Source organism: Georgenia wutianyii (assembly GCF_006349365.1).
Lineage (GTDB): Bacteria > Actinomycetota > Actinomycetes > Actinomycetales > Actinomycetaceae > Oceanitalea > Oceanitalea wutianyii.
The window spans coordinates 519146-540055 of sequence record NZ_CP040899.1 but is presented as its reverse complement, the minus strand read 5'-3'; the positions used below and the strand labels follow the sequence as shown (position 1 = coordinate 540055).

The 20910-nt window shown below is 71.6% G+C and carries 18 protein-coding genes; 7 read left to right on the top strand and 11 right to left on the bottom strand.

Annotated features, from left to right (window positions below):
- Positions 1–75 precede the first annotated feature (75 nt).
- The 3 genes from FE251_RS15425 to FE251_RS02505 all read left to right on the top strand — a co-directional run bounded on the left by FE251_RS15425 (position 76) and on the right by FE251_RS02505 (position 2768).
- The gene (locus FE251_RS15425) at positions 76–252 is read left to right on the top strand and encodes a hypothetical protein (protein WP_168202628.1); all 177 of its coding nucleotides are present in this window, start codon (positions 76–78) and stop codon (positions 250–252) included.
- Between the two features lie 493 nt (positions 253–745).
- The gene (locus FE251_RS02510; RefSeq protein ID WP_230976513.1) at positions 746–1390 is read left to right on the top strand and encodes a hypothetical protein; all 645 of its coding nucleotides are present in this window, start codon (positions 746–748) and stop codon (positions 1388–1390) included.
- 196 nt (positions 1391–1586) lie between these two features.
- Positions 1587–2768 carry a low temperature requirement protein A gene (locus tag FE251_RS02505; protein ID WP_139947703.1) on the top strand — a complete coding sequence of 394 codons (1182 nt, stop codon included), beginning with the start codon at positions 1587–1589 and terminating at the stop codon, positions 2766–2768.
- 139 nt (positions 2769–2907) lie between these two features.
- Here FE251_RS02505 and FE251_RS16060 read toward each other — a convergent pair whose 3' ends face one another.
- Entirely contained in the window at positions 2908–3309 is a 402-nt protein-coding gene (locus tag FE251_RS16060; RefSeq protein WP_407925279.1) for an integrase core domain-containing protein, read from the bottom strand.
- A complete protein-coding gene (gene ychF / locus FE251_RS02495) occupies positions 3306–4391 on the bottom strand; it encodes a redox-regulated ATPase YchF (protein WP_139947699.1) in 1086 nt (361 codons plus the stop codon). The genes FE251_RS16060 and ychF overlap by 4 nt, the downstream gene beginning before the upstream one ends.
- Before the next feature lie 249 nt (positions 4392–4640).
- On the opposite strand from ychF, the gene FE251_RS02490 reads away from it, so the two are divergent.
- The 3 genes from FE251_RS02490 (at position 4641) to FE251_RS02480 (ending at position 6860) form a co-directional block, all read left to right on the top strand.
- Positions 4641–5000 carry a cupin domain-containing protein gene (locus FE251_RS02490; protein WP_139947698.1) on the top strand — a complete coding sequence of 120 codons (360 nt, stop codon included), beginning with the start codon at positions 4641–4643 and terminating at the stop codon, positions 4998–5000.
- Between the two features lie 29 nt (positions 5001–5029).
- Positions 5030–5605: a PH domain-containing protein gene (locus FE251_RS02485; protein ID WP_139947696.1), complete on the top strand. Its 576-nt coding sequence runs from the start codon at positions 5030–5032 to the stop codon at positions 5603–5605.
- Positions 5606–5669: 64 nt separating this feature from the next.
- Complete coding sequence (locus FE251_RS02480) at positions 5670–6860, top strand: DNA recombination protein RmuC (protein ID WP_168202627.1); 1191 nt, start codon at positions 5670–5672, stop codon at positions 6858–6860.
- Positions 6861–6866: 6 nt separating this feature from the next.
- Here the strand turns inward: FE251_RS02480 and FE251_RS02475 are convergent, their stop codons facing one another.
- The 6 genes from FE251_RS02475 to FE251_RS02450 form a co-directional block, all read right to left on the bottom strand.
- Complete coding sequence (locus FE251_RS02475; RefSeq protein WP_139072195.1) at positions 6867–8549, bottom strand: dipeptide ABC transporter ATP-binding protein; 1683 nt, start codon at positions 8547–8549, stop codon at positions 6867–6869.
- Entirely contained in the window at positions 8546–9520 is a 975-nt protein-coding gene (locus tag FE251_RS02470) for an ABC transporter permease (RefSeq protein ID WP_139947692.1), read from the bottom strand. Before FE251_RS02470 ends, FE251_RS02475 begins: the two co-directional genes overlap by 4 nt.
- Entirely contained in the window at positions 9513–10439 is a 927-nt protein-coding gene (locus tag FE251_RS02465) for an ABC transporter permease (protein WP_139947690.1), read from the bottom strand. The genes FE251_RS02470 and FE251_RS02465 overlap by 8 nt, the downstream gene beginning before the upstream one ends.
- A 24-nt stretch (positions 10440–10463) precedes the next feature.
- Positions 10464–12086 carry a peptide ABC transporter substrate-binding protein gene (locus FE251_RS02460; RefSeq protein ID WP_139947688.1) on the bottom strand — a complete coding sequence of 541 codons (1623 nt, stop codon included), beginning with the start codon at positions 12084–12086 and terminating at the stop codon, positions 10464–10466.
- 141 nt (positions 12087–12227) lie between these two features.
- Positions 12228–13883, bottom strand: a complete 1656-nt coding sequence (locus FE251_RS02455; protein ID WP_139947686.1) for an AMP-binding protein — start codon at positions 13881–13883, stop codon at positions 12228–12230.
- A gap of 150 nt (positions 13884–14033) precedes the next feature.
- Positions 14034–15074 carry a 4-hydroxy-3-methylbut-2-enyl diphosphate reductase gene (locus tag FE251_RS02450; RefSeq protein ID WP_139072228.1) on the bottom strand — a complete coding sequence of 347 codons (1041 nt, stop codon included), beginning with the start codon at positions 15072–15074 and terminating at the stop codon, positions 14034–14036.
- A 243-nt stretch (positions 15075–15317) separates the two neighbouring features.
- Here FE251_RS02450 and xseA point away from each other — a divergent pair, with 243 nt between their 5' ends.
- Complete coding sequence (xseA, locus tag FE251_RS02445) at positions 15318–16547, top strand: exodeoxyribonuclease VII large subunit (protein ID WP_179954771.1); 1230 nt, start codon at positions 15318–15320, stop codon at positions 16545–16547.
- 19 nt (positions 16548–16566) lie between these two features.
- Here the strand turns inward: xseA and adhE are convergent, their stop codons facing one another.
- The 3 genes from adhE to FE251_RS02430 form a co-directional block, all read right to left on the bottom strand.
- Positions 16567–19272: a bifunctional acetaldehyde-CoA/alcohol dehydrogenase gene (adhE, locus tag FE251_RS02440; RefSeq protein ID WP_139947683.1), complete on the bottom strand. Its 2706-nt coding sequence runs from the start codon at positions 19270–19272 to the stop codon at positions 16567–16569.
- Positions 19273–19646: 374 nt separating this feature from the next.
- The gene (locus FE251_RS02435) at positions 19647–20570 is read right to left on the bottom strand and encodes a carbohydrate kinase family protein (protein ID WP_139947681.1); all 924 of its coding nucleotides are present in this window, start codon (positions 20568–20570) and stop codon (positions 19647–19649) included.
- Positions 20567–20800 carry an exodeoxyribonuclease VII small subunit gene (locus tag FE251_RS02430; RefSeq protein WP_139947679.1) on the bottom strand — a complete coding sequence of 78 codons (234 nt, stop codon included), beginning with the start codon at positions 20798–20800 and terminating at the stop codon, positions 20567–20569. Before FE251_RS02430 ends, FE251_RS02435 begins: the two co-directional genes overlap by 4 nt.
- Between the last annotated feature and the right edge of the window lie 110 nt (positions 20801–20910).

The window sequence follows — 20910 nt, the reverse complement described above, 5'->3', positions numbered from 1 at the left end:
GGCCACGGCCCCCAAGGCCCCCGACCGCGCGTCCCTAGTGGGGAAGCGACCGAGAACAACGAACGGAGAACCACCGTGCACATCGACAAGCTCACGGCCGGCGGCGAGACGGACAAGGCCACCCAGGCCGAGTCCGAGCTGCCCCACAAGGTCGACACCGACAAGGACTCCGGTCTGCTCAGCAAGCTCGGGATCGACCCCCAAGACCTGCTCGGCAAGCTCCCCGGTGGGCTGGGCGGGCTCGGCCGCTAGCAACCGGCCCCGGGAACCGAGGGAACAGGACCGGACCTCGGTTCCCAGCCCAGAAGAGGTCTCCTGGCACCCCAGGCGGTGCCACCGCCCTTGGCAAGATCCACGACCACATCTGCACCCGGAGGAGAACCCCACGAGCGACGTCACCCAGCCCGTCACCGATGACAGCATCGCCGTCCGTCAGGTCGGCCACGACCAGTTCAGCTGGGTCGCCGGTGACGCCCGGGCACCAGGGACTTACACCCTGCAGCTGGTGTTGGACCAGGGCGCCTGGAAGAGGTGCTGACCCTCGATCCCGACGACGCCGACAACCTCCAGGACCTGCTCGTCGGCGCTGGGACCGTCGACGTCCGCCGACGCACCCTGATGTTCGGCACCCCGGTCGGACACAGCTAGCGGATACCGCGTGGTGGCCGGCGGCGTCGACTGCCGTCCGCCACCACCGGAGACCGCCTGGAAGCATCTCGACTCGTCACCCGGAAAGGACACACCCATGAGCACCAGCTACGGATCGACACCGCAAGAGAAGGAACCCCGGGCCGGTTCGGACGCGCGCTCGTCCGAGAGCCCAGGCCGTGACCGGCAGAGCGTCGTGAAGAGGGAGAAGGAGGAGTACGGCGGTGTCAAGATCGGCTCCGCGTTCTTCGGGTGGCTCACCGCCACCGGCGCCGCAGCCCTGCTGACCGCTCTCATCACCGGAATCGCCACTGCGATCGGTCTCGCCAGCGACCTGGGCCTAACCCAGGCAGCCGATGCTGCCGACGACAACGCGCAGACAATCGGGATCGTGGGCGCGATCGTCGCGGCGGTGATCCTCTTCATCGCCTACTTCTGCGGCGGTTACGTCGCCGGACGGATGGCCCGGTTCGACGGCGTCAAGCAGGGCGTGGCGGTGTGGGTCTGGGCGGTGGTGATCGTGATCGTCCTCGCGGTCCTGGGCGTCATCGCCGGTCAGAACGTGATCGGGCAGGGTCAGCTGGCGAATATTCCCATCCCGATCGACACGGACGACCTCACCACCACCGCAGTCATCACGGTGGTCGCCGCGGCCCTGGTGAGCCTGCTTGGTGCGATCCTCGGTGGGCGCGCCGGCATGCATTATCACCGCAAGGTCGACGAGGCCGGCCTCGGCCGCTGACCACAAGGAGGGCGCGGCGGCCGACGCACACAGATGGGCAGAGTGGGATTCGATCCACTCTGCCCATCTGGGCTCCGTGCCAGCCCCGCGGCTACGCCGTCAACATCCCCACACCAGGTAGCCGGCCACCGGTGGCCCCGTCCTGACGGCATTGGCCCCGTCATGACCGACACCCGCGATTCTCAGGAGCCATCCGATGTCGACTGACAGGGAGCCGACGCAGCGGCTGATACGCCCGCCTGAGCTGCGCACCGGCGAGGACCGTTCCGCCTCCCGCCTCGAGCTCTTCCTGGACCTCGCCTACGTGCTGGTGGTCGCCGAGCTCGCCAAAGCCTTCGCGGCGGACCTGACCTGGCACGGGGCCGCGGTCTTCACGTCGATGTTCGCTGTCACATGGTGGTCGTGGGTGACCATCACCTTGTACGCCAACCGGTTCGACACCGATGACGTCCTGTACAGGCTGGCGAAACTCGCCGGAGCATTCGGTGTGGCGGTCATGGCCGCCGCAGCCAGCGACCCAACCGGTGCCCAGAGCACCGCGTTCACCGTCGGATGTCTCATCACCCGGCTCCTGCTGCTGGCGCTGTACATCCGCGCCTGGCGCCACGTGCGCGAGGCACGCACCACTATCGAGATCTACCTGATCGGAACCACCGCCGGGGCGATGCTGTGGGCCGTATCCCTGATTGTGCCCGCGCCCGCCACGTACGCGCTGTGGGCCCTCGCCGTCGCGCTGGAAGCCACGGCACCCCTGATCGCCACCCGTAAGGGCGACAACGCCCCGCTGCACATCGAGCACCTGCCCGAACGCTTCGCCCTGTTCGTCATCCTTGTCCTCGGTGAATCCGTTGCCTCGGTCGTGACCGGCATGCACGACACCGACTGGAACCCCACATCAGTACTCGTCGCAGCAGTCGGGTTCCTCATCGCCTCCGCCCTGTGGTGGAACTACTTCGATCTCGGTGCGGTCGCGGGCAAGGAACAGCTCACCTCCGAGCAGCGGCCTCAACACACCGCCAAGCCCGACCGGTACGTCTACGGCCACCTGCCGCTGACCCTCGGCCTCGCGGCTGTCGGGGTCGGTATCGAGCAATACATCGTCCACCCGGTCGGTGAGCTCACCACCGGAGGTCGGTGGGCCCTGTGCGCGGGCGCGGCATTGTTCCTCACCGGCACCGCAGTCATCATCTCCGGCAACAACGGGTGGCGCGCGACCTGGCCGTGGCCCCTCGCCGCGATCCCGGCCATCCTGGCCGTCGGCTACCTCGACCAACTCCTGCCCGCGGTCTCAGTCAGCGCCATCGGCATCGCCCTGATCATCACCATCCTGGCCGGACTGCGCGAGCAACGACGCGGCCAACTACCCGCCGACGACTGAGCCAGCTCCCACCCAGTAAGCATGGCTGCCACCCGCGCCGGAACCCAGCCGGGAGCCGAGCATGTGGCTTTCGCCGTTGTGTGGCGGTCTATCGACGCTCCGTGGCGAGTGAATCGCCCCGGGTTTCGTGGAGGCTCGGTTACTTGGAATTAGCCCCGGTGCGGACGGGTGTTTCAGGGTAGCGCTCGGGGGTGACGCTGGCCCAGTGGTTGGCCTCGAACTCCGCGGGCGGAACGAGGCCGATCTCGCCGTGCAGGCGTCGGTGGTTGAACCAGTCGACGTACTCGGCGACGGCGATCTCGACGTCGGTCACGTTCTTCCAGCCGCCCTTCGGGCGCATGACCGGGTTGCGGACGCACTCGGCCCTGAACAGGGAGTTCATGGCCTCGGCCATCGCGTTGTCGTAGGAGTCCCCGCGGCTGCCGACCGAGGCGACGGCCTCCGCTTCGGCGAGCCAGCCATCAGGCGAAACTTCTTGCGGACCGTGTGCGGACTGGAAGCACCCGATACCGCTCTGACCTGCACAAACGCCCGGTTTCACACGTTGAAGCGGAACTCCACGACGTCGCCGTCCTGCATGACGTAGTCCTTGCCCTCCATGCGCACCTGGCCGCGGGCCTTGGCCTCGGCCATGGAGCCGGCGGCGACGAGGTCGTCGAAGGAGACGATCTCGGCCTTGATGAAGCCGCGCTGGAAGTCGGTGTGGATGACGCCCGCCGCCTCGGGGGCCGTGGCGCCCTTGTGGATCGTCCACGCGCGGGCCTCCTTCGGCCCGGCGGTGAGGTAGGTCTGCAGGCCCAGGGTGTCGAAGCCGACCCGGGCGAGCTGGTCGAGGCCCGCCTCCTCCTGGCCGGCGTCGGCGAGCATCTCGGCGGCCTCCTCCGGCTCCAGCTCGACGAGCTCGGACTCGAACTTCGCGTCGAGGAAGATCGCGTCCGCCGGGGCGACGAGCTCACGGAGCTCGGCCTGCATCGCGGTGTCGGCCAGGCCCTCGTCGTCGGTGTTGAAGACGTAGATGAACGGCTTGGCGGACAGCAGCTGGAAGGTGGCGAGGTGCTCGGGGTCCAGCCCGGCCTTCGCGGCACCGGCGGAGATCGCCGTGCCCTCCTCCAGCAGCGCGAGGGCGCCGCGGGCGGTGTCGAGGACGGCGGCGTCGGTCTTCTTGCCGCGCACCTCCTTCTCCAGCCGCGGGATCGCCTTCTCCATCGTCTGCAGGTCGGCGAGGACCAGCTCGGTGATGATCGTCTCGATGTCCTCGGCCGGGGCGACCCGGCCCTCGACGTGGACCACGTCGGGGTCGCTGAACGCGCGGGTCACCAGGCAGATCGCGTCCGCCTCGCGGATGTTGGCGAGGAACTGGTTGCCCAGCCCCTCCCCCTCCGAGGCACCGCGGACGATGCCGGCGATGTCGACGAACGAGACCGTCGCGGGGAGGATCTTCTGCGAGCCGAAGATCTCGGCGAGCTTCTCCAGCCGCGGGTCCGGCAGCGGCACGACGCCGATGTTCGGCTCGATCGTCGCGAACGGGTAGTTCGCGGCGAGCACGGTCGCGCGGGTGAGCGCGTTGAACAGGGTCGACTTGCCGACGTTGGGCAGTCCCGCGATTCCGATGGTGAGGGCCACGGGGCTGGATTCTACGTGGCCCACGGCGGGCGGCCCACCGACCTTGCGCCCGGTGCTGCCATCGCGGGCCCCGCTGCACCCCCCGCGCAGGCCCGTTCCCCTGCCACCGTGCGCCCCTTCCTGTCACGGTGCGCCTGCCGCAGCGCCCGCACGGTGGCAGGAACGGGCGCACGATCGAGGGTCCATGCCCCGTGCGGAGCGCCGGGTGCTGTGCCACGGTGAGTCCATCCGACGCCCCGAGGAGGACCGATGCCCGACCTCACCGCCCTCACCACCTCCCACCTGGAGGCCGCGCGCGCCGACGAGTACGGCCGCAGTGCCGAGCTGCTCGTCCGCGACGGCGTCCTGCGCCAGACCATCATCGCGCTGCGCGAGGGCGCCGAGCTCGCCGAGCACAACGCACCGCACGCCGCGAGCATCCAGGTGCTCGTCGGGCGCGTGCGGGTGACCGGGGAGGGCGAGCCGGTCCTGTCCTCCGGCGAGCTGCACACCCTCACCCACCAGCGCCACGCCGTCGCCGCGCTGGAGGACTCGGTCTTCCTCCTCACCACGGTGACCAGCCAGCCGGGCGAGCCGCCCCAGGGTGGGGAGCGCCCCGAGCACGGCTGAGGGCCGACGCGGGCTGGGATGATGACCGGGTGCAGCCCGCCGTCGTCTTCCGCGCCCCCACGAGCCGGGTCTACGCCGTCGTCACCTGGGTGATCGCCGTCGTCGTCCTCCTCGCCCTCGCGCTGGAGGGCGGGTCCAGCGCGCTCCTCGCCTACGGCGCGCTGCCCGCCGTCCTCGCCGCCATGGGCTGGGCCGCCTTCTGGCGTCCGCTCGTGCGGGTGGAGCGCGGCGGGGTGCGCGTGGTCAACGTCCTGAGCACGACGTGGCTGCCGTGGTCGGCGGTCACCGGCACGCGCACCCGCTGGGGCCTGGAGCTCCTCGTCGACGGCGGGAAGGTCGGGGCGTGGGGCCTGCCCGCCCGCAGTGCCCTCGGCCGCTGGCTCGGCAGGCGCCGGGAGGAGCCCGCGCTGCCCCGGCTGGACCGGCTCACCGCCGACGTCGCGGGCGGGGGCGACCCCGCCGTGGTGGCCCGGCTCATCGATCAGCACCGGACCGGCCGCCCGGGAGCGGCCGGCTTGCCGCGTCCGCAGCGCCGCCTCGACGCCGCGCCCGCCGCCCTGCTCCTCGCCACCACCGGCCTGGCGATCGTCACCGTCCTCCTCTGACGTCCGGCACCCCCGCACCCCCGCCTGCGCGGGGATGTCGGTGGGGGCTGCGAGGCTGGGGCACATGGACACGACAGTGGTGATCGTCCTCGCCGTCGCGGCCCTGGCCCTCGGGCTGACGGTCGGGTGGCTGGCTGCCCGCACCCGGGGCGAGGGCGCGCTCTCCGGGGCCCGGCAGGAGGCTGCGGCCGCCCGCGCCCGGGCGGAGGCGCTGGCCGCGGAGTGCGCCGACCTCAAGGACCGCGCCTCGCGTGACCACGACGTGCTGCGCGCCCTCGCGCCGGTGCGCGCCACGCTCGCGCAGGTGGGTGAGCACGTCGCCGAGCTCGAGCGGGAGCGCACCGAGCAGTTCACCGTCCTCGCCGAGCGGCTGCACGCCGCCCAGCGCTCGGAGGAGGAGCTGCGCGCCACGACCGCCACGCTCGCCGGGGCGCTGCGCTCGGGCACGGCCCGCGGGCAGTGGGGCGAGGTCCAGCTGCGCCGGATCGTCGAGGCGGCCGGGATGCTGCGGCACGTCGACTTCCTCGAGCAGCCCTCGCTCGCCTCGCTGCCGGGCGCGACGCCGGACGCCACAGGTCGCCCGGACCTCGTCGTCCGGCTGCCGGAGGGCAAGACGCTCGTCATCGACGCGAAGGTCCCCTTCGACTCCTACCTCGAGGCGAGCGCCGTCACCGCGGTCAACGACCCCGCGACCGCGGACCGGCGGGCGCGTCTGCTCGCGGCCCACGCCCGTGCGCTGCGCTCCCACGTCGACGCGCTCGGCGCGCGGCGCTACGCCGAGCAGCTGAGCGGCAGCCCGGAGCTCGTCGTCATGTTCGTCCCCGCCGAGGGCCTGCTCTCCGCCGCCCTCGAGGAGGACCCGGGCCTCCTCGAGCACGCCTTCAAGCAGGGGGTCGCCCCGGCCGGCCCGGCGTCCCTGTTCGCCCTCCTGCGCACGACGGCGAGCGTGTGGGCCTCCGCCTCGGTCACCGAGGACGCGCGCCGGCTGCTCGAGCTCGGCCGCACGCTCTACGAGCGGCTTGGCACCGTGGCCGGGCACGCGAGCCAGCTCGGCCGCACGCTGGAGAGCGCGGTGGCGCACTACAACCGGCTGGTCGGCTCGGTGGAGTCACGCCTGCTCGTCACCGCCCGCGGGTTCGACGGGCTCGACCCCGGCTCCCTCGACCTGCGCGAGATCGACGGCGAGCGCGGCCAGGTCCGCCGCTTCACCGCCCCCGAGCTCACCGACGCCCTGGAGCTGCCGCTCCAGCGCTGACCTCCCTCACCCGCCGATGTCGAGGGTGGCGCCGGGGATCGCCGCGAGCAGCTCCTGCGTGTAGGGCTGCTGCGGGGACTCGAACACCTCGTCGGTCGTCGCCATCTCCACGATGCGACCCTTCTCCATCACCGCGACCGTGTCCGCGATCTGCCGCACGACCGCGAGGTCGTGGGTGATGAACAGGTAGGTGAGGCCCAGCTCGCGCTGCAGGTCGTGCAGCAGGGTGAGGATCTGCGCCTGGACGAGGACGTCGAGCGCGGAGACCGCCTCGTCGCACACGACGAGCTCGGGCTGCAGGGCCAGCGCGCGGGCGATCGCCACCCGCTGACGCTGCCCGCCGGACAGCTCACCGGGGTAGCGGCGCATCGTCGAGCGCGGCAGTGCCACGAGGTCGAGCATCTCCGCGACGCGGTCCGCCCTCGATCTGCGGTTGCCGATCCCGTGCAGCCGCAGCGGCTCGTCGATGGCGCGGAAGATCGAGTACATGGGGTCGAGGGAGCCGTAGGGGTTCTGGAAGACCGGCTGCACCTTGCGGCGGAAGTCGAACAGCTCACGCCTGTTCAGCGAGCCCATGTCCGTCCCCTCGAACACCACCCGCCCCTCGGTCGGCTCCAGGAGGTTGAGGACGATGTTCGCCACCGTGGACTTTCCCGAGCCCGACTCCCCCACGAGCGCCGTCGTCGCCCCGCGCGGCAGGGCGAAGGAGACGTCGTCGACCGCCTTGAAGGTCGTCCCCGTGCCGGGCAGCCCCCCGCGGATGGAGAACTCCATCGTCAGGTGCTCCACGGAGAGGATGTCCGGCCGGCGGGCCACCTCGGTGTCGGCCAGCTGCTCCTCCGACTCCCTGCCGTGCTCCTTGGCCACCTGGATCCGCCGGGAGGTCAGCGACGGCGCGGAGTCCACGAGGCGTCGCGTGTACGGGTGGCGGGGGTCGGTGAGGATCTGCTCCGAGGGCCCCGACTCCACCACCAGGCCCCGGCGCATGACGACGAGGTGCTCGGCCCGCTCCCCCGCCAGGCCGAGGTCGTGGGTGATGAACAGGACGGCGACGTCCCGCTCGGCGGTGAGCGTGTCGAGGTGGTCGAGGATGCGCCGCTGGACGGTGACGTCGAGGGCCGAGGTGAGCTCGTCGGCGATGAGGAGCTCCGGCTCGCCGGCCAGGGCGATGCCGATCAGTGCCCGCTGGCGCATCCCCCCGGAGAACTCGTGCGGGTACTGCCGCGAGCGCCGCTCGGCGTCGTCCAGGCCCGCCTCGGCGAGCACCTCGCTCGCCCGGCGACGCGCGGCGGCCCCCGTCGCGACGCCGTTCGCCGCCAGTGTCTCGCGCACCTGGAAGCCGATCCGCCACACCGGGTTGAGGTTGGTCATCGGGTCCTGCGGGACCAGCCCGATGTGCGCGCCGCGCAGCCGCTCCATCTGCCGCCGGCTCGGGTGGGTGATGTCCTCCCCGGCGAACGTGATGCTGCCCCCGGTGACCTGGCCCGTTCCGGGCAGCAGGTCGATGATCGCGTTGGCCAGGGTGGACTTGCCGGAGCCGGACTCCCCGACGATCGCCACGCTCTGCCCCGGGTAGACGGTGAGGCTCGCGCCGCGCACCGCGGGGATCACGCCGGTGGTCGAGCGGAAGGCCACCTCGAGGGCACGGATCTCGAGCAGCGGCTCCTCGCGACCCCTCGACGCGCTCATCGGTCCCGCACCCTCGGGTCGAGGGCGTCGCGCACGGCGTCGCCCATCATGATGAAGCCGAGCACGGTGAGGGCCAGCGCCCCGGCGGGATAGAAGAGCACGCCGGGCCGGGTGCGCAGGGAGGCGCGTGCCTGGGAGATGTCCCCGCCCCACGAGATGACCGAAGGCGGCAGGCCCACCCCGAGGAAGCTCAAGGTCGCCTCCGTGACGATGAAGACCCCGAGCGCGACCGTGACGTAGACGATGATCGGCGGGGCGGCATTGGGCAGGACGTGCCGGGAGAGCACCCCGAACGGCCCGGTACCCAGCGCCCGCGAGGCCGTCACGTAGTCGTTGGTGGCGACGTTCATCACCGACCCGCGCGCGATGCGGGCGATCGCCGGCCAGCCGAAGACGGCGAGCACGAGGACGACGGTGAGGATCGTGCGGCTCTCGGTCACCTGCATGAAGACGATCGCCCCGAGGACGAGCGGCACGGCGAAGAAGATGTCGGTGATGCGGGACAGCACGCTGTCCAGCCAGCCGCGGAAGAAGCCCGCGAGCGCCCCCACCGTCGTCCCCAGGACCATGGCGAGCGCCGTCGTCAGCACCCCGACGCTCACCGAGGAGCGTGCCCCGTAGATCACCCGGGAGTACAGGTCGCACCCCTGCCGGTCGAAGCCGAACGGGTGGCCCGGCCGGGGCCGCTCGAGGGAGTTCGCCAGCACGCAGTACCGCGGGTCCTGGGAGGTGAACAGCGAGGGGAACAGCGCCACCGTGCACACGAGGACGATGATCACCGCCGCCACCCAGAACAGCGGACGACGCCGCAGCTTGTGCCACGCCTCGCCCCACATGGTCGACGGCGCCCCGCTGTCGGCGACGGCGTCGACGGCGCCCAGCCCCTCCTCGTCGAGCTCGGCGAAGAAGTGCTCCTGACCGCGACGTCGCGCGGTCGGGTCGGGCAGGACCCCCGGTGTCAGGTCAGCCATAGCGGATCCTCGGGTCGAGCGCGGCGTAGAGCAGGTCGACGAGCAGGTTGGCGAGGATGTAGACGATGACGAGCACCGTCGTCAGGGACACGACGGTGACGTTCTCCCCCTGGATGATCGCGCGGAAGAGGGTGCCGCCGACCCCGTTGATGTTGAAGATCCCCTCGGTGACGATCGCCCCGCCCATGAACGAGCCGAGGTCGGCGCCGAGGAAGGTGATGACGGGGATGAGGGAGTTGCGCAGGACGTGGACGTTGACCACCCTGCCGCGGCGCAGGCCCTTGGCCCGTGCCGTCCGCACGAAGTCGGCGGTGAGCGTCTCGGACACCGACGTGCGGGTCAGGCGGAGCACGTAGGCGAGGGAGACCGCGCCGAGGACGACGGCGGGCATGAGCAGGGACACGAAGGTGGGGTCGTTGCCGACCGTCACGGGCAGCCAGCCCAGGCGTACGCCGACGACGAACTGGAGGACGAAGCCGATGACGAAGGTCGGGACGGCGATGACGAGGACGCTGATGACGAGCACCGTGGAGTCGAACAGCCCACCTCGTCGCATCCCGGCGACCAGACCGATCCCGATTCCCAGGACCGCCTCGAAGACGAGCGCCATGACGGCGAGCCGGGCGGTGACCGGCAGCGCCTCCGCGACGACGTCCAGGACGTCGCGCCCGGAGAACGTCACACCGAGGTCGAGGGTGAAGATCCCGCGCAGGAACAGCAGGTACTGGACGAGGAACGGCTTGTCGAGGTTGTACTCCTGGCGGATCTGCTCCTGCACCGCCGCCGGCAGGCCCCGCTCCCCGCCCAGCGCCGCCACGGGGTCCCCGGGCAGGGCGAAGACCATGGCGTAGATGAGCAGGGTCGCCCCGAGGAACACCGGGACCATCTGCAGCAGGCGCCGCCCGATGTACCTGGCCATCGCGGGTCCTCGGGGCGGCCCGGGTCAGTTCTTCGTGATCGACGGGACGTCGACCTGGCGGTTCCAGGCGAACTCGACGTTGTCGACGTCCTCGCTGTACCCGCCCACCGCGTTCTCCACCCACAGCGGGATGCCGGGCAGGCCCTCGAAGAGGATCGCCTGGGCGTCGACGACGAGGGCGTTGGCCTGCTCGAGCGTCTCCGAGGCGTTGATCTCCCGAATGATCTCGTCGAAGTCGGGGTTGGAGTAGAACGCGTCGTTCGATCCAGCACCGGTGACGTAGATCGGCGCGAGGAAGTTGACCAGCGACGGCCAGTCGGCCTGCCACCCGGCCCGGAACAGCCCGCTGATCTCCTGGTTGTCCCGCGCGTCGAGGAACTCGGAGAACTGCGGGTAGGCCTCGAACTCGGCGTCGATGCCCAGGGTGTTGCGGATGGAGTTGTTGACGGCGTCGATCCAGGCCTGGTGGTCACCGTCGGCGTTGGAGCTGATCGTCAGCGTCCCCTCCCACGGCTCGATCGCCTCGGCCTGGGCCCACAGCTCGGCGGCGAGCTCCGGGTCGTACTGGGTGACGGCGTTGCCGGGCACGTCGGGGGTGAAGCCCTCGATGGACGGCACGGTGTAGTCGACGGCCGGGGTGACGGTGCCGGCGAAGATCGTCTCGGCGATCTGCTCGCGGTCGATGGCCAGGGAGATCGCCTGGCGGCGCAGCAGGCCCGCCTCGCCGGCGAACTGGGGCAGGTAGGACGGCACGCCGAGCGTCTGGTTGAGCGCGGCGGGCTGGTTGACGGCCCGGTCGCCGAGCTCCTCCTCGAACGTCGCGAGGGCCGCCGAGGGCATCTCGTCCATGACGTCGAGGTTGCCGGCGATGAGGTCGTTGTAGGCGGTGTCGAGGTTGTCGTAGAAGACCACTCGCGCCCCGCCGTTCTGGGCGGGGACGTCCCCGGCGTACTCCTCGTTGGGGACGAGCTCGATCTGGACGTTGTGCTCCCAGGCGTCCGGCCCGGCGAGCATGTACGGGCCGTTGCCCACCGGGCTCTCCCCGAAGGCCTCCATGTCTTCGAACGCCGACTCGGGCAGCGGGTAGTACGCCGCGTACCCGAGCCGCAGCGGGAAGTCGAACTCGGGCTGCGTGAGCGCCACGGTGAACGTCAGGTCGTCGACGACCTCCAGGCCGGTGAGCTCGGAGTCCTCCTCGAGGGAGAACCCCTCGATGCTTTCGAAGAAGTAGCTGGAGTTCTGCTGGTTGCTCAGCAGCGCGCCGTAGTTCCACGCGTCGACGAAGCTCTGCGCCGTCACCGGGGTGCCGTCGGAGAACGTCCAGCCGTCCTCGATGGTGATGGTGAAGTTCTGGTTGTCCTCGGTCTCGATGGACTCCGCGACCTCGTTGACCACCGTGCCGTCGCTCTCGTAGCGCACGAGACCGGCGAAGAGGAGGTCGACGATGTCACCGCCCCCGACCTCGTTGGTGTCGGTGGGGATGAGCGGGTTCTGCGGCTCGGTGCCGTTGATGGAGACGACGCCCGTGCTCGTACCGGTCGTCGTCTCGCCCCCGTCGCCGCCGTCGTCGCCGTCCCCGCTGCAGGCCGCGAGGCCGAAGGACGTGACGGCCAACGCCGCCACCATCACTCGTGCGTGCTTCTTCATCGTTGCTCCCCCCGAGGCCCGAGTGACAGGCGTGACGCATGTCACCTGGAGTGCACGATAGGGGTGCGGCAGCGATATGGAAAGAGGTCGAGGCCACCGGACTTTCGCCCGGCACGGGCGGACGGACCCGCCCAGCAGGGATCAGCGGTGCCGGTTCTTGGCCATGAGCTGCTCGCGCACGACGCGCCGCAGCACCTTGCCGAGCTGGGAGCGCGGCAGGTCCTCGAGCACGGCGACCGAGCGCGGCATCGCGTAGTGCGAGAGCTTGTCCTCGGCCCAGCGGCGCACCGCGCCGAGGTCGACGTGCGCGCCCGGCTCGAGCACGAGCGCGGCGACGACGCTCTCCCCGCGGTGCCCGTCGGGAAGCCCGACGACGGCGACGTCGCGCACGCCCGGCATCGCCCGGACCGCGTCCTCCACCTGCGAGGGGTAGACGTTGAACCCGCCGCTGATGATGAGCTCCTTGCGGCGGTCGGCGAGGGTGACGAAGCCGTCGGCGTCCCGGTGCACGAGGTCCCCGGTGCGCAGCCAGCCGCCCTCGAGCATGACCTCCGCCGTCGCCTCGGGGTTCTGCCAGTAGCCGGCGAACACCTGCGGGCCCCGGATGAGCAGCTCCCCGGTCTCCCCCTCGGGCATGTCGACGGCGGGGTTCTCCGGGTCGACGATGCGGATCTCGGTGCCGGGGAACGGCAGGCCGAGGGCACCGGGGCGGCGCTCCGGGCTGAGCGGGTTGCCCAGGGCGACGGGGGAGGTCTCGGTCATGCCGTAGCCCTCGATGATGAGGCCTCCGGTGACCCGCTCCCACGTCGCGGCGACCTCGCGGTCCAGGGACATGGCACCGGAGATCGCGAAGCGCACCGAGGTGAGGTCCACGTCCCGCTCCTCGGCGGCCGCGGCGAGGCGAGCGAACATCGGGGGCACGCCACCGAAGAACGTCACCGGCCGGCGGCGGGTGCCGGCGAGGACCATGTCGACGTCGAACTTGGGGAAGACGAGCTGGGTGGCCCCGAGCCGCACGGCGGTGGTGAGGCACAGCGTGAGGCCGAAGGCGTGGAAGAAGGGCAGCACCGCGGTGAAGACCTCCTCGCCGTAGCGCAGCCCGGAGATCCAGGTCGCGCTCTGGGCGACGTTGGCCACGAGGTTGCGGTGGGTGAGGGCCACGGCCTTGGGGGTGCCGGTGGTGCCGCCGGTGTGGAGGAGCACGGCGGTGTCCTCCTGCGCCGGGCCCGGGTGGTCGGCGGGCAGCGGCGCGGTGCGGCGCACCAGACGGTCCCAGCTCGCGACACCGCTGGGGACCGGTCCGCGCATGGCCTCGCGCTGCGCGCGGGCGGCGGGCACCGGCAGCCGCAGGAGGAAGCGGGAGCGACGCGGGAGCGCAGCGGTGAGGTCGACCGCCAGCACCGTGCGGCCCTGGAGGTCACCGCCGGGGCAGACCTTGTCCAGGGACTTCTCCCAGGCGACGACGACGTCGGCCCCGTGGGCGGCGAGCTGCGCCTGCAGCTCGGTCGGGGAGGCGAGCGGGTTGTGCTCGGCGACGACGGCACCGAGGCGGAGCGCGCCGTAGAAGGCGACGACGTGCTGGGGGCAGTTGGGCAGCACGAGGGCCACCCGGTCCCCGGCCCGCACACCGGCGGCGGCGAGCACCGCGGCGGCCCGGTCGGCCTGGTCCGCGAGCTCGCGATAGGTGGTGCTCGCCCCGAGGAAGTCCAGCGCGACGTTGTCCGGCACCGACCCGGCGGCGTCGGCGAGGAGGTCGGGAACGGTGAGGGCGGGGACGGTGAAGGCGTCAGGTGCCATTGGTGCTCTGCTCTACGGTTCGACGGCGCCACCAGCTGGCGCCTACGCCACCGTAACCTACGGGGCCGTAAGGTCGCATGCTGCTGGACGCTGATGGACGCTGATGGACCAGATCCCGGACGCGAGGCCGCGCCCGGAAGAAGAAGGAGGTCAGCGGGCCTCGACGCGCAACGCGCGACGTCCCCCGCGACGTGGCCGGTCGGCGGGGCCGCCGGCGGCCTTGAGGTCGGCGCGCAGGTTCTTCGGCAGCGAGAACGTGATGTCCTCCGTCGCCGTACGGACCTCCTCGACCTCCCCGAAGCCGAGCTCGCCGAGCCGGGTGACGACGTCGCGCACGAGGATCTCGGGCACCGACGCGCCGGACGTGAGTCCGACCGTCGTCGCGCCGTCGAACCACGCGAGGTCCATCTCGTCGGCCCTGTCCACGCGGTAGGAGGCGCGGGCACCGGCCTCGAGGGCGACCTCGACGAGCCGCACCGAGTTCGAGGAGTTCGACGAGCCGACGACGATGACGACGTCGCACTCCGGGGCCATCCGCTTGACCGCGACCTGGCGGTTCTGCGTGGCGTAGCAGATGTCGTCGCTCGGCGGGTCCTGCAGCGCGGGGAAGCGCTCACGCAGTCGCCGGACGGTCTCCATCGTCTCGTCGACGGACAGCGTCGTCTGCGACAGCCACACGACGCGCGAGGGGTCGCGCACGACGACCTGGTCGACCTCGTCCGGGGAGTTGACGACCTGGATGTGGTCCGGCGCCTCGCCCTGGGTGCCCTCGACCTCCTCGTGGCCGTCGTGGCCGATGAGGAGGATGTCCATGTCGTCGCCGGCGAAGCGCACGGCCTCCTTGTGCACCTTCGTCACCAGGGGGCAGGTCGCGTCGATCGTCGCGAGGTTGCGGGAGGCGGCCGCGGCGTGGACCGCCGGGGAGACACCGTGGGCGGAGAAGACGACGCGTGCACCCTCGGGCACCTCGTCGGTCTCGTCGACGAAGATCGCCCCGCGCTCGGTGAGCGTCTCGACGACGTACTTGTTGTGGACGATCTCCTTGCGGACGTAGATCGGTGCGCCGTAGTGCTCCAGCGCCTTCTCCACCGCGTCGACGGCACGGTCGACGCCCGCGCAGTACCCGCGCGGCGCGGCGAGGAGGATCCGGCGGCCGGGGACGGCAGTGACGCCCGGGGTGCGGGCCGGCACGGCGTCGGGGAAGGCGGAGGCCCCGGCGAGCGACTGGACCTTGGGACGGTCGGGCGTTCGGTCGCCCTGGGCAGCATCGAAAGGCGGGGTGGTCACCTCACCAGGCTACGGTGCGGAGCAAGGAACGTCGTCCCTCGGTGGCATGCTGTGAGCGATGCGACCCCACGTGGACACCCCCCACACCGCCCTCCGCGCCGGCCCCGCGCGCGCCGGCGGCCACCCGCTCGGCGACGGAGCGCGCCCGTGACCGGCGAGCCGCTGCCCGAGCGCGCGGGCGAGACGACCGCGGAGCAGCCGTGGCCCGTGCGGCTCCTCTCGCGCAAGATCGCCGCGTACGTCGCGCGCATGTCCCCCGTGTGGGTCGAGGGGCAGATCGTCCAGCTCAGCCGCCGCCCCGGCGCCGGCACGGCGTTCCTCACGCTGCGCGACGCCGACGTCGACATGTCGCTGCCGGTGAAGATCGCCGCCCGGGACCTGCCCGACGTCAGCGAGGGAACGCGCGTCGTCGTCCACGCGAAGCCGGACTTCTACCTCAAGAACGGCGCCCTGTCCCTGCACGCCCGGGAGGTGCGCGCCGTCGGGCTCGGTGAGCTGCTCGCCCGGATCGAGCACCTCAAGCGGGTGCTCGCCGCCGAGGGCCTCTTCTCCCCCGAGCGCAAGGTGCCCCTGCCCTTCCTCCCGGCGTGCGTCGGCCTCGTCTGCGGCCGGGAGTCCAAGGCCGAGCACGACGTCGTCGTCAACGCCCGCGAGCGCTGGCCTGGGGTGCGCTTCGCGATCCGCGAGGTCGCCGTCCAGGGCGTCGGCACGGTCGCCCAGGTGAGCCAGGCGATCGCCGAGCTCGACGCCGACCCCGAGGTCGAGGTCATCGTCGTCGCCCGCGGCGGCGGGTCGGTCGAGGACCTCCTGCCGTTCTCCAACGAGCAGCTCGTGCGGGCCGCGGCGGCGTGCCGCACCCCCCTCGTCTCCGCCATCGGGCACGAGACCGACACGCCCCTGCTCGACCTCGTCGCCGACTACCGCGCCTCGACCCCCACAGACGCCGCCCGGCGGGTGGTCCCGGACGTCGCCGAGGAGCGCCGCGGCGTCCTCCTCGCCCGGCAGCGGCTGCGCGCGAGCGTCGTCGGCCGGCTGCAGTCCGAGCAGGCCGTGCTCGCGGCGTTCCGCTCCCGGCCCGTGCTCGCCGACCCGACGACGATGGTCACCAGCCGCGCCACCGACGTCGCCCGCCTCCTCACCGCCCTGCGCCACGCGACGACGACGCGCCTCGAGCGCAGCACCGCGGCCCTGGAGTCACAGCGCGGGCACCTGCGGGCGCTCTCGCCGCTGGCCACCCTCGAGCGCGGCTACGCGGTGCTGCGCACCGGGTCCGGCGCCGTCGTGCGCGACCCCGACGACGTGACCGCCGGCGACGTGCTCGACGCACGGGTCGCCGGCGGCCACGTGACCGTCGAGGTCCGCGAGCCGCGGCCCTGAGGCCGCGGCTCGCGCAGGGTCACGCCTCGACCGGCTCCGCGGCGGCTGCCACCTCGGCGGCGCGGCGCTCACGCACCTCGGTGAACGAGACGCCGTAGTAGGCCGCGGCCATGAGGTCCTTCATGTCCTCGAGCATCGGCATGCGCGGGTTGGCCGGTGCGCACTGGTCCTCGTAGGAGCGCATCGCGAGGTCGTCCAGGCCCCCGATGAACTCCTGCTCGTCCACCCCCTGCGCCGCGAACGACGGCGGGATGCCCACAGCCGTGCGCAGCTGCTCGACCGCCCGGGCGTAGGACTCCACGCCCTCCTCCGGGGTGCTCGCCGGGAGCCCGAGGGCCTCGGCGATCTGCTGGAACCGCTCGGGAGCCACGTAGGACTCGTACTTCGGCCAGCTCGTGAGCTTGGTCGGCACGGTGCCGTTGTAGCGGATGACGTGCGGCAGCAGCGTGGCGTTCGTCCGCCCGTGGACCAGGCCGAACGTCGAGCCGATGGTGTGCGCCATCGCGTGGACGATGCCGAGGAACGCGTTGCCGAACGCCATGCCGGCGATCGTCCCGGCGTTGTGCATCTTCTCCCGCGCCCTGTCCGCGTCGGGGCCACCCTTCACCGACGCCTCGAGGTTCTCGAAGATCAGCCGGATCGCGTGCAGCGCCATGCCGTCGGTGAAGTCGTTGGCGTAGACCGACACGTACGCCTCGGTGGCGTGGGTGAGGGCGTCGAAGCCGGAGTCCGCGGCGAGCGACGCCGGCATCCCACCGGTGAGCACCGGGTCGACGATCGCGACCGTCGGGGTGAGCGCGTAGTCCGCCAGCGGGTACTTCACGCCGGTCACCGGGTCGGTGATGACCGCGAACGGGGTGACCTCCGCACCCGTGCCCGACGTCGTCGGGATGCACACGAGCTTGGCCTTCTCCCCGAGGGCGGGGAACTTGAACGCCCGCTTGCGCACGTCGAAGAACTTCTCGCGGATGTCGGTGAAGACGACGTCGGGGTGCTCGTACTGCAGCCACATGACCTTGGCCGCGTCCATCGGCGAGCCACCGCCGAGAGCGATGATCGTGTCCGGGCCGAACTCGCGCATCGCCTGCGCGCCGCGCTCGACCGTCGTGATCGACGGCTCGGGCTCGACGTTGTCGATGATCTGCAGGGCGACCTTGCCGGGTCGGCGGCCCAGGACGTCGAGCACGCGGTCGACGAAGCCGAGGCGGGTCATCGTCGCGTCGGTGACGATGGTGACGCGGTTGACCCCGACCATGTCCTCCAGGTAGCGGATGGCGTTGGGCTCGAAGTAGGTCTTCGCCGGCACCTTGAACCACTGGAGGTTGTTGTTGCGCCGGCCGATCCGCTTGATGTTGATGAGGTTGGCCGCCGAGACGTTCCCGGCGACGGAGTTCGCGCCGTAGCTGCCGCAGCCCAGGGTGAGGGAGGGCATGAAGGAGTTGTAGATGTTGCCGATCCCGCCGAGGGACGCCGGGGAGTTCCAGATGACGCGCACGGCCTTGACCCGCGAGCCGTACTCCTCGACCACCGCCTCGTCCTGCGTGTGGATGGCGGCGCTGTGGCCCAGTCCGTCGAGCTCGACCATCTGCTCGGCCATCCGCATGCCCTCCTCGCGCCCGTCGGCGCGCAGGACTGCCAGCACCGGGCACAGCTTCTCGCGGGTGAGCGGCTGGGCGGGGCCCACGGCGTCGACCTCGACGAGGATGATCGAGGTGTCCGCCGGGACGGAGAAGCCCGCCTGCTCCGCGATCCACTGCGGGCTGCGTCCGACGACGGCTGCGTTGAGGCGGGCTCCCTCACGGGCTTCCTCCCCGGCCTCGACGCCGAAGATGAACCGCTCGAGCATCGCCTTCTCGGCGGCGTTCACCCGGTAGGCATGCAGGCGCGCGAACTCGGCCATGGCCTCGTCGTAGCGGGTGGTGTCGATGATGACGGCCTGCTCGGAGGCGCAGACCATGCCGTTGTCGAACGCCTTGGACAGCACGACGTCGTTGATCGCGCGGGGCAGGTTCGCCGTCGCCTCGATCCAGGCCGGCACGTTGCCGGCACCGACGCCGAGGGCGGGCTTCCCGCAGGAGTAGGCGGCCTTGACCATCGCGTTGCCTCCTGTCGCGAGGATCATCGCGACGTCCGGGTGGTGCATGAGCTCGCTCGTCGCGTCGATCGACGGCGCGCTGATCCACTGGATGCAGTGCTCGGGCGCGCCGGCCGCGACGGCGGCGTCCCGCACCACCCGGGCGGCCGCGACGGAGGACTCCTGCGCCGAGGGGTGGAAGGCGAAGATGATCGGGTTGCGGGTCTTGAGCGTGATGAGGGCCTTGAAGATCGCCGTCGAGGTCGGGTTGGTCACCGGCGTGATGCCGGCGACGATGCCCACGGGCTCGGCGATCTCGACGATGCCGTTGATCTCGTCGCGAGCCACGATGCCGACGGTGCGCATGTCCGCCATCGAGTTCGTCACGTGCTCGCAGGAGAAGATGTTCTTCACCGCCTTGTCCTCGAAGACGCCGCGGCCGGTCTCGGTGACCGCCAGCTGGGCCAGCACGCCGTGCTGGTTCAACGCCGCGACGGACGCCTTCTTGACGATGCGGTCGACGTCCTCCTGGGTGAAGGAGTCGTACTCCGCCGCCGCCTGCTGCGCGCGGGCGACGAGCGCGTCGATCTCCGAGCGGCGGGTCTCGTCGACCGCCGGCCGTTCTACCGGGGTACTCGTGTCGGTGTTCACCGGGGTCTCCGTTGTCTTGGGACGTTCCTTTGGCGGATCCTCGTTGACCCAAGACCCACGCTACGGACGCCCTTCCCGGCGCGCCTGAGGCAAAGGTCCCCGCCTGCAAATCCCGCGCCCGCCCCCTCTCCCCGCGACAGCCGACTTTTGCCCGACAGCCGACTTTTGCCCGACAGCGGACTTTTGCCCGAGAGCCGACTTTCGCCCGACAGCGGACTTTCGCCCGACAGCGGACTTTTGCCCGACAGCCGACTTTCGCCCGAGAGCCGGCTTTCGCCCGAGAGTCGACTTTCGCGCGACAGCGGACTTTCGCGCGACAGCCGACTTCTGCGCGACAGCCGACTTTCGCGCGACAGCCGACTTCTGCGCGATCGTCAGACGCTCGGGGCGTCCAGCTCCGCGCTCGTCGGCGGGTTCGCGCCGGCACGCGACACCGTGATCGCGGCGATCCGTGCCGCCCGCTCGAGCACCGTGCGCACCGTCGCCTCGTCGATCTCCCGCAACCGCTCGCGCCGGTCCGCGCCGAGCAGATCCGCCCGCGCGAGCCCGTCGATGATCCCGGCCATGAACGAGTCACCGGCACCCACGGTGTCGACGACGGCGACCTTGGGCGCCACCACGCTCACCTCGGCGCCACCGGCCGTCAGCGCGAGCGCCCCCGACCCACCCCGCGTGACGACGACGAGCGCGGGGCCGAGCGCGAGCCAACCGCGCAGCACGTCGGTGAGCTCCTCACCGGGGGCGAGCCAGGCGACGTCCTCGTCGGACACCTTGACGACGTCGGCACGGGCGACGAGGCCTTCGACCAGGCTCCGGGCCTCGGCCGCCGAACCCATGATCGCGGGCCGGGCGTTGGGGTCGTAGGTGATCGTCGCGGTGCGCGCGGCCGCGTCGAGCAGGCGCGCGGTCTTCCTGGCAGCCGGCTCGAGGACGGCGCTGATCGACCCGGTGTGGACGACGGACGGCACCTCGGCGACGTCGGGCAGGTCGCAGGTGATGTCGAAGACGTAGTCGGCGGCGCCGTCGGCGTCGAGCCGGGCAAGAGCCGTGGAGGTGCGGGCGGCGGCGTCGGAGCCGGCGGCCACGCGCACGCCGTCGCGCTCCAGGTGGGCCCGGATCCGCTGTCCCCGCTCGTCGTCGCCGAACCAGGTGGCGAGCTCGACCGCGTGGCCCAGTCGCGCCAGCCCGACGGCGACGTTGGCCGGGCTGCCGCCGACGTGCTCCACGGCGTCCTGGCCGGTCCGCTCGACGATGTCGATGAGGCTCTCGCCGAGGACGAGCACCGAGGGTGCGCTCATGCCTCCTCCTGCCCGTCCGTGCCGGCGGCGCGTCCCTGCTGGGCGGCGGCGAGCCGCTCCCGCGCACCGTCGAGCCACTCCTGGCAGCGGGTGGCCAGCGCCTCACCGCGCTCCCACAGCTCCATCGACTCCTCGAGCGTCGCGGCGCCGGTCTCGAGCCGCCGGACGACGTCCTGCAGCTCCTCACGCGCCTGCTCGTAGCTCAGCTTCGCCACGTCCGGGTTGGTCATGCGCCAAGTCTGGCAGAGCGTCAGGAGTGGACCCCCGGGCTCTCCGTGCCGTCACCCGCCCCTGCGACAGCAGACGCGTCCGCGACGTTCAGAAGTCGGCTCTCGCGCAC

Bases quoted from the DNA above. Each gene is read 5' to 3' on its own strand.
- FE251_RS02505 (WP_139947703.1), top strand. From the start codon at position 1,587: ATGTCGACTGACAGGGAGCCGACGCAGCGGCTGATACGCCCGCCTGAG.
- FE251_RS02480 (WP_168202627.1), top strand. From the start codon at position 5,670: ATGGACACGACAGTGGTGATCGTCCTCGCCGTCGCGGCCCTGGCCCTC.
- FE251_RS02490 (WP_139947698.1), top strand. From the start codon at position 4,641: ATGCCCGACCTCACCGCCCTCACCACCTCCCACCTGGAGGCCGCGCGC.
- FE251_RS02475 (WP_139072195.1), bottom strand. From the start codon at position 8,549: ATGAGCGCGTCGAGGGGTCGCGAGGAGCCGCTGCTCGAGATCCGTGCC.
- FE251_RS02455 (WP_139947686.1), bottom strand. From the start codon at position 13,883: ATGGCACCTGACGCCTTCACCGTCCCCGCCCTCACCGTTCCCGACCTC.
- FE251_RS02470 (WP_139947692.1), bottom strand. From the start codon at position 9,520: ATGGCTGACCTGACACCGGGGGTCCTGCCCGACCCGACCGCGCGACGT.
- FE251_RS02465 (WP_139947690.1), bottom strand. From the start codon at position 10,439: ATGGCCAGGTACATCGGGCGGCGCCTGCTGCAGATGGTCCCGGTGTTC.
- FE251_RS02435 (WP_139947681.1), bottom strand. From the start codon at position 20,570: ATGAGCGCACCCTCGGTGCTCGTCCTCGGCGAGAGCCTCATCGACATC.
- FE251_RS02510 (WP_230976513.1), top strand. From the start codon at position 746: ATGAGCACCAGCTACGGATCGACACCGCAAGAGAAGGAACCCCGGGCC.
- FE251_RS02460 (WP_139947688.1), bottom strand. From the start codon at position 12,086: ATGAAGAAGCACGCACGAGTGATGGTGGCGGCGTTGGCCGTCACGTCC.
- FE251_RS02430 (WP_139947679.1), bottom strand. From the start codon at position 20,800: ATGACCAACCCGGACGTGGCGAAGCTGAGCTACGAGCAGGCGCGTGAG.